This window comes from Pantoea sp. SYBGC1 (assembly GCF_057197005.1).
Genome location: NZ_JBXUNM010000002.1, coordinates 181175 through 193082 on the forward strand (window position 1 = coordinate 181175; position 11908 = coordinate 193082).

The 11908-nt window shown below is 57.2% G+C and carries 13 protein-coding genes; 10 read left to right on the forward strand and 3 right to left on the reverse strand.

What is annotated here, in order from left to right; translation table 11 throughout:
• The first annotated feature begins 193 nt into the window (after positions 1 to 193).
• Genes AC2CF9_RS06335 through AC2CF9_RS06355 form a run of 5 tightly spaced genes read left to right on the forward strand, consistent with a single transcriptional unit; the run spans position 194 to position 5212 of the window.
• A complete protein-coding gene (locus AC2CF9_RS06335; protein ID WP_484556530.1) occupies positions 194 to 1429 on the forward strand; it encodes an extracellular solute-binding protein in 1236 nt (411 codons plus the stop codon).
• A gap of 9 nt (positions 1430 to 1438) precedes the next feature.
• Positions 1439 to 2347, forward strand: coding sequence for a carbohydrate ABC transporter permease (locus tag AC2CF9_RS06340; RefSeq protein ID WP_113655311.1), 909 nt, complete (start codon positions 1439 to 1441; stop codon positions 2345 to 2347).
• Positions 2337 to 3176 carry a carbohydrate ABC transporter permease gene (locus AC2CF9_RS06345; protein WP_484556531.1) on the forward strand — a complete coding sequence of 280 codons (840 nt, stop codon included), beginning with the start codon at positions 2337 to 2339 and terminating at the stop codon, positions 3174 to 3176. The genes AC2CF9_RS06340 and AC2CF9_RS06345 overlap by 11 nt, the downstream gene beginning before the upstream one ends.
• Entirely contained in the window at positions 3173 to 4120 is a 948-nt protein-coding gene (locus tag AC2CF9_RS06350; protein ID WP_484556532.1) for a carbohydrate kinase family protein, read from the forward strand. Before AC2CF9_RS06345 ends, AC2CF9_RS06350 begins: the two co-directional genes overlap by 4 nt.
• Positions 4121 to 4123: 3 nt before the next feature.
• Positions 4124 to 5212, forward strand: coding sequence for an ABC transporter ATP-binding protein (locus tag AC2CF9_RS06355; protein ID WP_484556533.1), 1089 nt, complete (start codon positions 4124 to 4126; stop codon positions 5210 to 5212).
• 3 nt (positions 5213 to 5215) lie between these two features.
• Here the strand turns inward: AC2CF9_RS06355 and AC2CF9_RS06360 are convergent, their stop codons facing one another.
• Entirely contained in the window at positions 5216 to 6625 is a 1410-nt protein-coding gene (locus AC2CF9_RS06360) for an MFS transporter (protein WP_484556641.1), read from the reverse strand.
• Between the two features lie 117 nt (positions 6626 to 6742).
• On the opposite strand from AC2CF9_RS06360, the gene AC2CF9_RS06365 reads away from it, so the two are divergent.
• The 3 genes from AC2CF9_RS06365 to AC2CF9_RS06375 are packed head-to-tail and all read left to right on the forward strand — an operon-like array spanning position 6743 to position 8215.
• Positions 6743 to 7636 (forward strand): helix-turn-helix transcriptional regulator, encoded by an 894-nt coding sequence (locus AC2CF9_RS06365; RefSeq protein ID WP_484556534.1) that lies wholly within the window; start codon positions 6743 to 6745, stop codon positions 7634 to 7636.
• A 36-nt stretch (positions 7637 to 7672) separates the two neighbouring features.
• The gene (locus AC2CF9_RS06370; RefSeq protein WP_190314939.1) at positions 7673 to 7846 is read left to right on the forward strand and encodes a hypothetical protein; all 174 of its coding nucleotides are present in this window, start codon (positions 7673 to 7675) and stop codon (positions 7844 to 7846) included.
• 21 nt (positions 7847 to 7867) lie between these two features.
• The gene (locus AC2CF9_RS06375) at positions 7868 to 8215 is read left to right on the forward strand and encodes a hypothetical protein (protein WP_071668401.1); all 348 of its coding nucleotides are present in this window, start codon (positions 7868 to 7870) and stop codon (positions 8213 to 8215) included.
• A gap of 41 nt (positions 8216 to 8256) precedes the next feature.
• Here the strand turns inward: AC2CF9_RS06375 and AC2CF9_RS06380 are convergent, their stop codons facing one another.
• Positions 8257 to 9450 (reverse strand): zinc-dependent alcohol dehydrogenase, encoded by a 1194-nt coding sequence (locus tag AC2CF9_RS06380; protein ID WP_484556535.1) that lies wholly within the window; start codon positions 9448 to 9450, stop codon positions 8257 to 8259.
• 264 nt (positions 9451 to 9714) lie between these two features.
• On the opposite strand from AC2CF9_RS06380, the gene AC2CF9_RS06385 reads away from it, so the two are divergent.
• Positions 9715 to 10422, forward strand: coding sequence for a phage antirepressor KilAC domain-containing protein (locus tag AC2CF9_RS06385; RefSeq protein WP_071668402.1), 708 nt, complete (start codon positions 9715 to 9717; stop codon positions 10420 to 10422).
• A 38-nt stretch (positions 10423 to 10460) separates the two neighbouring features.
• Here the strand turns inward: AC2CF9_RS06385 and AC2CF9_RS06390 are convergent, their stop codons facing one another.
• A complete protein-coding gene (locus tag AC2CF9_RS06390) occupies positions 10461 to 10673 on the reverse strand; it encodes a hypothetical protein (RefSeq protein WP_484556536.1) in 213 nt (70 codons plus the stop codon).
• A 329-nt stretch (positions 10674 to 11002) separates the two neighbouring features.
• Here AC2CF9_RS06390 and AC2CF9_RS06395 point away from each other — a divergent pair, with 329 nt between their 5' ends.
• The gene (locus AC2CF9_RS06395) at positions 11003 to 11908 is read left to right on the forward strand and encodes a polyprenyl synthetase family protein (RefSeq protein WP_150017053.1); all 906 of its coding nucleotides are present in this window, start codon (positions 11003 to 11005) and stop codon (positions 11906 to 11908) included.

Consider the following 11908-nt stretch of genomic DNA (forward strand, 5'->3'; position numbering starts at 1 on the left):
ACAGTTTACAACCTGTTTACCTGACAGCGGCGGGAAAACGTGCAAAGTAGAAGCAGGACCCGCAGCAGATCGTTTCTGGCACATCGCTTGCTTACCTTTCTGTGGCATGGCAACTGACGCACACTTTTGCGCACGTTATTAAATCAATCAAATTGATTTAATTAATCTCTCACAGCTTTCAGGCGGACATATCATGAAAAAATCGGTTCAGGGTTGTTTGGCACTGTTTCTGCTCGCCAGCGCTGCCAGCGCGTCGGCGGCCACCTCACTCAACGCGCTGTTTATGACTCAGGCAGCCTACAGCGAGAGCGACATTCGCGCTATGACGCAGGCGTTTGAAAAAGCGAATCCGGATGTAAAAGTCAACCTTGAGTTTGTGCCGTATGAAGCGCTGCACGACAAGATTATCGCGGCACGGGGTGCAGGCGGAAATGGCTACGACGTGGTGCTGTTTGATGCGATCTGGCCAGCGGAATTCACAAAGTTTAACCTGCTGCAGGATGTCAGCAGCCGTATCAGTGCCGAAGATAAGGCGCAGATTTTCCCCGGTGCGCTTAAAACCGTAGTGTTCAACGGTAAAACGCTCGGTATGCCGTGGATTCTGGATACCAAATATCTGTACTACAACAAAGCGATGCTGGAGAAAGCGGGCATCCGCGACCTGCCGCAAACCTGGCAGCAGGTAATGGATGACGCGCGCATTATTAAAGAGAAAAAGATCGTGAATTATCCGCTGGTGTGGAGCTGGTCGCAGGCGGAAGCGCTGGTGTGTGACTACACCACGCTGGTCTCCGGCTTTGGCGGGCAGTTCTATCAGAACGGCAAGCTTAATTTCTCCAGCCCCGCTTCCCTGCAGGCGGTCAAACTGATGAAAAGCTCGCTTGATGACGGACTGACTAACCCCGCCTCACGTGAGTATCTGGAAGAAGATGTGCGCAAAGCGTTCTCCAACGGCGACGCCGCGTTCGCGCTGAACTGGACCTACATGTACAACATGGCCAACGATGCAAAACAGAGTAAAGTTGCAGGTCAGGTTGGCATTATGCCTGCACCCGGCGATGCGCCAGGCAAAGCGGGCGCGGTCAACGGATCAATGGGGCTCGGTATCGCCAGCGGCAGCACCCATGCCGATCAGGCGTGGCAGTATATCCGGTACATGACCTCTCAGCCGGTGCAGAACAACTATGCCCGTCTGAGCCTGCCTATCTGGAAAAGCTCTTATCAGGATGCGGCGGTGATGAAAGATCAGGAGAGCCTGATTAAGGCAGCGGATACGTCGCTGAGCGTAATGCTGTCACGCCCTGAAACCGCGGACTATTCGCGTCTCTCCAGCACGCTGCAGCAGCAGCTGCAGCAGGTGCTGACCGGCGGCGCGACCCCGGAAGCCGCCATGCAGGCGGTCGATAAAAGTGCCGCGCGGCTGCGCTAAGGAGCGGGCATGCTGAGTTTGCGTCAACGTGAGCGACGGCAGGCGTGGGTGCTGCTGGCCCCCATGCTGCTGGTCATGCTGCTGCTTACCGCCTGGCCGCTGATGCGGACCATCTGGCTGAGTTTTACCGACGCAGCCCTGATAGGCAGCGGCGATGCGCCCGGCTGGATCGGCGTGGAGAACTACCTGTACGCCTTAAGCGATCCCGATTTCCGGCTTTCGCTGTGGCGCACGCTCTATTTTACGCTGGTGTCGGTTGCTTTCGAGGGCGTCATTGGCGTGCTGGTGGCGCTGCTGCTTAATCAGCGGTTTACCGGCCGCAACGTACTGCGCGTGCTGGTGATCCTGCCGTGGGCGCTGCCGACGATTGTTAACGCGATGATGTGGCGGCTTAATTTTAATCCGGACTACGGCAGCGTGAACGCGCTGCTGACACAGCTCGGTATCCTGGATGGCTATCGCAGCTGGCTGGGTTCACCCGACTCAGCGCTTAACGCCGTGATGTTTGCTGATGTGTGGAAGAACTATCCGCTGGTCACGCTGCTGGTGCTGGCCGCGCTGCAGTCGATTCCGGACGATCTTTTCGAGGCAGCGCGCCTGGACGGCGCCTCAGCCTGGCGACGGTTTCGCGCCATTACCTTTCCGGCCATTGTCGGGGCGCTCAGCGTGGCGCTGGTACTGCGCACTATCGATGCGTTCAAAATATTCGACATCATCTATGTCATGACCCGGGGCGGGCCGGTGGATAGCACCAAAACGCTCAGTTTCTACGTCTATCAGGAGTCGTTCAGTTATCTGCGCGCCGGCAGCGGAGCGGCCTATGCCATCCTGATGACGCTGCTGTGCGCCGTGCTGATCGCGCTCTATATGCTGCTGCTGTGGCGGCAGCGTCGCCGGGGGAGTGCGCATGAAGCGTAAGATGATATCTGTGGCTAAATATGTGGCGGCAGCCGCCGTGGCGTTGTCGGTTCTGGCCCCGATGGGCTGGCTGTTTCTGATGAGCGTCAGCGCCACCAGCGACCTGACGCGCGTGCCGCTGGAGTGGATACCGCGCCAGTGGGATTTCAGCCGCTACGGCCGGCTTTTGTCACTGGCCCCGGGTGAACCGGGAACCCTGTTTCTGCATGCGCTGGGTAACAGTCTGCTGGTAGCCACGGGCGGAACGCTGGTCTGTCTGCTGCTGGCGATCCCGGCCGCTTTCAGCTTTTCGCGCTACCCCGGACGCGACGGCTGGCTGTTTGCGTCACTGGCCATCTATATGGTGCCGCCGGTGGCCTTTGTCCTGCCGCTCTACTTTCTGCTGCAGCAGCTGGATCTGCTGAACACCCGTCCGGGTCTGATTATCGTTTACTGTTCGCTGATCCTGCCGTTTCTGACCTGGATGCTCAAAAACCAGTTTGACACCCTGCCGCGTGATATCGAACAGGCAGCGCGGCTTGATGGCCTGCGGGTGTGGCAGGTGCTGCTGCGCATCACGCTGCCGCTGGCAAAACCGGTTCTGGGCGCCGCAGCGCTGTTTGGCTGGCTGCTGGCGTGGGATGAATTTTTCTATGCCCTGCTGTTCACCAGCAATATTACGGCGCAAACGCTGCCGGTGACCATTGCCGGCTTTACTGCCGGACGCGCAACCGATGATGGGCTGATTGCTGCGGTTGGCATTCTGGCTGCGGTTCCCCCTCTGTTAATTGCTGTCTGGCTACAGAAAACGCTGGTGAGCGGTCTGGCCAGCGGCGGGAGTAAAGGATGACAACTGACTGTAACGCAACGCTCTACGTTGCTGGCAACGTTAACGCCGATTTAATCATGGGCACACTGGATAGCTGGCCACAGCGCGGCACTGAAGTCATGCTCCCTCAGAGTGAACTGCGTCCGGGCGGCTCGGCAGGTAACTGTGCGCTGGCGCTGGAAGCGATGCAGGTCCGCCATCGCGCTGTCGCTAATCAGGGGAATGATGGCCTCAGCGCCTGGCTGGCGGACTACTTTCCCCACAGTGCGGCGCACTGGAGACGCTACGCCTGCGAAACCTCTGTCACCGTTGGCATTACGCACAGCGATCACGAGCGCTCGTTTCTGAGCAATTTTGGTCACGTGGCGCAACTCAGCGTGGATGACGTACTGGATCAAATCCCGCTGCGTGCCTCGCCGGGAGATATTGTCCTGCTGTGCGGCACTTTTCTCTGTCTGGCACTCACTACGCACTATGCCGCGCTGCTGCAGGCGCTGCGCCAGCGCGGCTTTACGATCGCCGTAGATACCGGCTGGCCTCCGCAGGGCTGGAGCACGGCGGTGCGGCAGCAGGTTGCGCAGTGGCTGCCGTTCTGCGACTGGCTGTTACTGAATGAAGCAGAGACGCTGGGCCTCGGCGCGGCGGCAACGCTGCCGGAGAGCGCACGGCAGCTGGCGGGAACCCTGAGCGGACGTGGCGGCTGCGTGGTGAAGCGCGGTAGTGCAGGTGCCGCCTGCTGGCAGGGTGCGCAGTGGCTGGAACAGCCTGCCACTCACGTCACCGTCGTGGATACCATAGGAGCCGGTGACAGTTTCAACGCCGGCTTTCTCACTGCGCTGTTACATCAGCAGCCGCTGAGCCGCGCGCTGCAGTGGGGCATTGCCGTGGCATCACAGGCGATCAGCACGCAGCCACGCCGCTATCCCGGCTGGCAACAGCTGCCATTTTCTGCAGAGGAGAGGTAATTTATGGCCAGTATTGAGCTCGTCAGCGTCGCCAGACGCTACGGCAAACAGACGGTATTGCATCCGCTCAGTCTCAGCATTCCCGATGGCAGTTTTACCGTACTGGTCGGCCCGTCCGGCTGCGGTAAGTCCACGCTGCTGAGGCTGCTGGCCGGGCTGGATAGTCTGTCAGAGGGAACCATTCTGATGAACGATATACCGATTGGCGATCGCGATCCGGCCGATCGCGACATGGCAATGGTGTTTCAGAGCTACGCGCTCTATCCGCACCTTACCGTGGCTGAAAACCTCGCCTTTCATATGCAGGTTAAAAAGGTGGGCCGCGCGGAGCAGCAGAGTAAGATTGCGCGCGTGGCCGCTATTCTGGGTATCGATAAATTGCTGCAGCGCTACCCGCGCGCCCTCTCCGGCGGCCAGCGTCAGCGCGTGGCGATGGGCCGGGCGATGGTGCGAAATCCTCAGGTTTTCCTGTTTGATGAACCGCTTTCTAACCTTGATGCTCAGCTGCGCATGGAGCTGCGGGCTGAGATCAAAGCGCTGCACCAGCGTTTTAAAACCACCATGATTTATGTCACGCACGATCAGGTCGAGGCGATGACGCTGGCCGATCAGATTGTGGTGATGCGCGAAGGTCAGATCGTTCAGCAGGGCGCCCCGCTTAGCATTTACGATCGTCCTGCGGATCTGTTTGTCGCCCGCTTTATCGGCTCGCCTCCGATGAATCTGCTGCCGGCACGTCTGGTGACGCGGGATGGCGTACCCGGCATCGAATGTGAAGATCTCTGGCAGCCGCTTCCGCCACGCTGGCAGCAAGCGGCACAGGACGGGGCCGCGCTGATGATTGGCATCCGCCCCCACGATTTGATACCGGCGACACAGGGCAGCCTGGCTCAGGTCGCCGTTACGGAGATCACCGGAGAATCCACGCTGCTGCACCTGACGTGGCACGGGCACACGCTGCATATGCAGGTATCCGGTCGTCACGCAGCCGGCAGCGGCGATCCGCTGACGATTGCGCTGCGCATGGAAAAAATCCATCTGTTCGATGCGCAGAGCGGCCAGCGTCTGCCGGAAACGCCGCCGTCACCGTGAACGTTATCCCTTTGCGGGTGTGGTTGCCGCGTTGTCATGCTGCATTAAGGCTATCGCCACCAGTACCAGCATGGAGAGCAGTTCAGTCCCCAGCGTACCGCTGATGGCACTCAGCCAGGAGCCGGTCTGGCTGAAATGGCTGAACACGCCGCCCAGCAGCATCGGTCCCAGCCCCATCGCCGACTGCTGCACGGTCGACAACATGGCGCTGCCGGCGCCCGCCTGATGAGGCGGAATATCGCGCATGCCAATACGGTAGAAGGTACTGACGATAAAAGACTGACCAAATCCAATGAGTGCCGTGGCTGGCGCCAGCGCAAGAATACCCGCCTGCGGCCACCGGAGCTGCAGGGTTGCCATCAGAGCCAGCAGGCCGGTGATCTGAATAGCACAGCCCGCCAGCAGCATTGCGCGCGTGCCGAAGCGCGTGACCAGCGCGGTCGAACGCATAGCACCGATAAAATAGGCTACCCCCAGCGCAATAAAGGCATTACCCGAGTCAAGGGCGCTGAAGCCAAGCCCGGACTGCAGCGTCAGAGCCATGACAAACATAAACCCGCTCCAGCAGGAGAAAAAAATAATGGCAAGCGTCAGACTGAAACGCACGCCGGGCAAACGCAGCAGTGACGGGGGCAGCAGCGGTAAACGGCCTGCCGCTTCAGCACGCACAGAGACCCGCCGCAGCTGCAGCAAAAACAGCGGCGCCAGCAGCAGTAACAGCACGCACGGCCAGCGCCAGTTCAGCACTGGTCCCAGCGCCAGGCTCAGCATCAGCGCGCCCGTGGCTCCGCCCAGCAGCAGCGCACTGCTGATATCAACCGATACGCGGGTTGCATTGCGGGTTTCCGGTATAAAGCGGCGCGCAGCCATCAGTACACCCAGACAGATCGGCAGGTTAATCAGAAACACGCTGCGCCAGCCATATCCACCCGGATCGGCTTTGATAAGAAAGCCGCCCAGCACCTGACCAATCACAAACGCCAGCCCGCCCATTCCGCCATAGAGACCAATCGCCCGCGCATGCTCCCTGCCCTGCAGCGTAATATGCAGCGTTGCCAGGATCTGCGGCACGATAAGTGCCGCACCCACCCCCTGCAGCGCGCGGGCAAACATCAGCATCCCGGCTCCGCTTGCCATACCGCACAGCAGCGAAGCCAGGGCAAAGATCGCGACGCCGCTGATAAAAACCCGGCGCCGTCCATAGTTATCTCCCAGCCGTCCCCCCATCGCCAGGCAAACGGCAAAAGTAATACCATAAACAGCAACAATCAGCGCCAGCTCGGTGGGCGTTGCCTGCAGGCTATGTGCCATTGCATCCAGCGCAACGTTAACGATAGAGAAGTCAATCATAGGCAGTAACAGCCCGGCCAGCAGTACCATCAGACCCGCCTGACGAAGTTGCGGAGTGTGCATCAGTTTCACCTTGTTTTCCTGTTCAGTGCGGCATAGCATCTGCTGAAAAATAACCGGGTACCAGTTTTTGATTATCATGGTATTAAAACCACCCGTCTGGCCGGAGAGGTAGCGCTGATGGCAATGCAACCCGCTGTAAACTTTGCTGAAAAAGAGGTTCATACGAATCGCAAACTGCTGGGAGCCTTTTTGCGTTCCCGACGGGAAAACCTCGACCCGGTCAGGCTGGGTCTGCCGCGTATGCGCCAGCGGCGCACGCCGGGCCTGCGCCGCGAAGAGGTCGCCCAGCTGGCTGATGTCGGCGTCACCTGGTACACCTGGCTGGAACAGGGCCGCGATATTAAAGCGTCGCTGAAAACGCTGACGGCGATCGCATCAGCACTGCAGTGTAATGACGTCGAAACGCAGCATCTTTTCTCGCTCGCCGGGCATAAACTGCCCGCCCCCCAGGTTGCCGCCTGCTGCAAACTCGCTGAGCATAATCAGCAGATGCTGGATGCCATTCAGCTGCCGGCCATTATTGAGACACCGCGTTTTGACATCATTGGCTACAACGCTGCGTGGTGTGCGCTGATGGGTATTGATCTGGCAAGCGTAGAGGCTGAGGATCGCAACTGTATCTGGCTGGCGTTTAATCATCCTGGCTGGCGCGGCATGATGCGCGACTGGGATGAGGTCATGCCGCAGATGGTGGCCATGTTTCGCGGCCAGATGGGCGAACACCTTGGCGATCCGCACTGGGAGAGCTTTCTGACCCGCCTGATTAACAGTTCTGATGAATTTGCACAAACCTGGCAGCGTTACGAGCTGGGAAAAGTGGAGAATCGTGTTAAGCGCTTCTGGCGGGCGGAAACCGGGGAGTTTACGCTGCGTCAGAATAACTGGTGGTCCGCTTCACGTAATGGCGACCGCCTGCTGGTTTACGTACCGGCAGACGAAACAAGCGCAGCGGCACTGGAAAAACTCATTGCCGGATATCCGGCGCTGCGCTCCACAAATGCGTTAATCTGACTATGCTTACCTGATGATAAATAATCAGGAGAAAGCATGAAATTTCTTTATTTCGTTGCGCTTATTGCGGCGGCGGGTTATTTGCTGGCATTTCTGCCTAAATTGCGTACCCGGCGTGAACCGGTTGCCTACTGGGGCTGCTGGGCCTGGCTGGGCCTGAACGCGGTTTACTGGTCGGTATATGCTGTACGCAACTATTTCCTGCACTGAAATATTATTCAGGAGTAATGTATGTCTGAAATTAATCGCGATCGGATGCCCTATCTGCTTTATTTTGCCCGCCAGCGTCTGCTATTAGAAAATATCGATGCCAAAGTGGTTGATATTGGCAGCGCAGAAATCGTGGGTAATCATTTTCGCTGGAAACTGGATGGTAAAGATGCTCAGGGTGAAACCGCCAAAGAGGTGGATGAGCTGCTGGAAGAGGTTGAACGGCACCTGAGTTTTCTGTTTGTTGATGGTCAGTTCACCAGCCTGCCTGACGTCAGTGAAGATTACGGCGACAGGCTGGATAACATGCCGTTTGTTGAAGTGTCGCTTTCTGAACTCAGCGACCGTGACGAAGGCAGCGTACGCTGAATTTCTGTTATGCAGGCTGCCACGTGGCAGCCTGCATAGCGTCAGGCTTCAGCTGTAGCGGATTTCATTCCCGGCACCAGAATAATTTTGCGGCAATCCTCTTTGCGTTTATCAAAGATCTCATACCCCTCTGCCGCCGCATCCAGCGGCATATGATGCGTAACGATCTCTTCCGGCGTTAACAATCCCTGTTCAATCAGCGACAGCAGACGTGGCAGATAGGCGTGCACGTGCGTTTGTCCCATTTTAAAGGTCAGCCCTTTGTCGAACGCATCGCCAAACAGGAAGCCATGGATAAAACCGGCATAGACGCCCGGCACGCTGACCACCCCGCCGCGACGCACGGCCGCAATACACTGACGCAGCGCTTTGCCGCTGCTGCCTTCAAGTTTCAGATTGCTGAGGACGGTTTCGGTCAGGCTGCCTTTGGCTTCAAAGCCGACTGCATCAATCACGGCATCGACGCCGCGATTCCCTTTGGTATGGTCAATGATCCAGGCTGCAGGGTCGTCAATCTCATCAAAATTTATCGGCGTAACGCCATAGCGCTGACGGGCAAACTCCAGACGCCAGGCGTTATGATCAATCATAAAAATATCTTCAGCACCCATCAGCCTTGCACAGGCGGCGCTAAGCAGACCTACCGGGCCGGCACCAAAAATCGCAACGCTTGAGCCCTTATCCAGCCCGGCGTTCTGTACCGCCTGCCAGGCGGTCGGGAGGATATCTGACAGGAAAAGCACTTTGTCATCCGGCAGCGCCAGCGGCACTTTAAACGGGCCGGTATTCGCTTTCGGCACGCGAACATATTCTGCCTGTCCGCCAGGTATTCCGCCATATAGATGACTGAACCCAAACAGGGCAGCGGGCGGCGTGATATTTTTTTTATTGAGTATCGCACCGCGGCCCGGATTTGTGGTTTCACAGGCAGCATACTGATGCAGATGGCAGAAGAAGCAGTCGCCGCAGGCGACCACAAACGGCACCACCACGCGATCGCCAATCGCCACATTGGTTACGGCGCTGCCTGCTTCCACCACTTCACCCATAAATTCATGACCAAATATATCGCCATGTTCAGTTTTCGGGATTTTGCCGCGATATAAATGCAAATCAGAACCGCAAATAGCGGTTGCGGTGACACGCAGAATAATATCATCCGCTTCCTGCAATACCGGATCGGGAACCGTTTCAACGCGTACTTTGTGCGGGCCATGATAGGTTAACGCTTTCATTCTTAACTCCTCATTAATAAGCGCAGCAGGTGCCTGACATTATTGAAGGCGAATTGCCTGAGCCTGGCATCAATTGCTGATTAGGCAAGCGCATCGGCAGTTCTGCCCGCGTTGTGTAACCGGGTTGCAGCTGCGACGGAACGTGGCGCACAGCAGCAGAAACACTACCGAATTGATTAAAAAAAACACTGGATATAACCACAGTAAGTTGTATACTTATCCAGCAGTCTTGATGACTGAATGACGTATTAAGAGGTGATACGAATGATGATCTCAACGGAAATTCTTGCTGCTCAAACCGCGTCTCTGCTGATGAGCAGCCGTGACCTTGCCAGACTGACTGGCATCACGCACGGCGAAGTGAAGCGCCTGATTAAAAGCCTGGAAACCGCACAGCGCCTTTCCCAGCCTGTTACGGTCAGTCTTTACGAGCATGAAGGTGAGAGCCGTCAGGAGTTTCTGCTCAATAAACGTGACTCGTTACTCGCCGTAGCCCGACTTTCGCCCGGCTTTACCGCCGATCTGCTCGATCGCTGGCAGGAGAAAGAAAAGATCGCTCAGCTGCCGGACTTCACGGATCCGGCCGAAGCAGCCCGTGCCTGGGCGGAGCAATTTGAACAGCGGCGGCGCGCAGAGCAGCAGCTGGCACTCTCTGCACCAAAAGCGGAGTTTTTTGACCGTTTTACTGAGGTCAATGAGGCGCTGGGATTTCGTCAGCTCTGTAAAATGCTGAAGGTCAAAGAGACTGACTTCCGGCAGTTCCTGCTTGAACGCAATATTATGTACCGGGAGAAAAATACGCTGGCGCCACAGAAACATCATGTGCAGGCGGGCTATTTCTCTTTCCGCACCGGTACGGGTGAAAACCAGCACGCTTTCTCACAGGCCCGCTTTACCGCAAAAGGCGTCAAATGGGTTGCCAGCCTGTGGGCGGGTCACCTGGCCTCTCATCCTGCAGGCGTCGCCGCCTGATACAGCAGAGCCGATGAACAGACATCGGCTCTGCCTGTTTACTTGTGCCGCTGGCGCTGTAGCTGATGGCGAAACTGACTGACCTCCTGTGGTAACCAGCGCCGGCTGGAGAGCGGCAGCTCTTCATCGATTGCAGAGGGGAGCGGCACTTTCTCCAGCGTGCCACGATTACAGATAGCGCGGATCAGCACGGCAGGTGAGACGCCCAGATAGCGCGCCATATCCGATAAACGCATTAGTGATTTGCTCATTGCTGCCTCCGGTTATTTTCTGACTACAGGTATCTTCCTGCAATGCTGATGGCTGAAATTTGATCGCGATCGGCAAGTTCGTTTTTTCAGGTCAAAAAATAACCTTTCCTGCTTCTCTTTCCTGCTCTGCGCGCTGCTGTTTCTGAAACTGCTGACAGCAATGTCTTCCGATCTGCCCGGCCTGATGCAAGACCAGCCAGCCGGGACGGTAAATTAATATAAATAATTGGTTTCTGAGACTTAACGAGTCGTCATCGCTGGCATTCTTTCCCTGCGCAGTCTACGGTTAATAAAAAAAGCGCCACGTTTATTAACCATGGATAGCCGCTATGACCGCCCATGCCGAAATTGCAGCAAATCAGGAAAACGATCTTCGCCAGCTTTGCCATGCTCTGCAGGAGAATCTTGAGCTGCTGCTGCCAGCCGGACAGCCCTCCGATCGCGTGCGGGCCGCTATGCGCGCTGGCACGCTGCCGAGCGGTAAGCGCATACGTCCGTTGCTGCTGTTGCTGGCGGCGCGTGACATGGGCTATGACCTGACAAAGCGTGGCATTCTCGATCTCGCCTGCGCGGTTGAGATGGTGCATGCGGCCTCGCTGATCCTGGATGATATCCCCTGTATGGACGATGCGCTGATGCGACGCGGTCGTCCCACTGTGCATCGCGAGTTTGGCGAAAACGTGGCTATCCTGGCAGCAGTCGCGCTGCTCAGCCGCGCGTATGAAGTCATTGCGCTCGCGCCGGATTTGCTCCCCCAGCATAAAACAGATGCCATTGCTGAACTCTCTGCGGCGGTAGGCTTGCAGGGGCTGGTTCAGGGACAGTTTCAGGATCTGCATGAAGGTAGTCAGAGCCGCAGCCCGGAAGCGATTGCCATGACTAACGAACTTAAAACCAGCGTACTCTTTCGCGCTGCGCTGCAGATGGCAGCCATTGTGACCGATGCTGCGCCGGTAATGCGTCAGAAACTTAGCTACTTTGCACAGGATCTGGGCCAGGCTTTTCAGCTCCTGGACGATCTTGCTGATGGATGTAAACATACCGGCAAAGATATTCATAAAGATCAGGGCAAATCGACGCTGGTTCAGATGCTGGGGGCTGACGGTGCGGAGCGCCGTTTGCGCGAGCATCTGCGCAGCGCTGATGAACATCTTGCATGCGTCTGTCATCGCGGCGTTGCAACCCGTCAATATATGCATGCCCTGTTTAATCAGCAGCTGGCAATGTTCAACTAA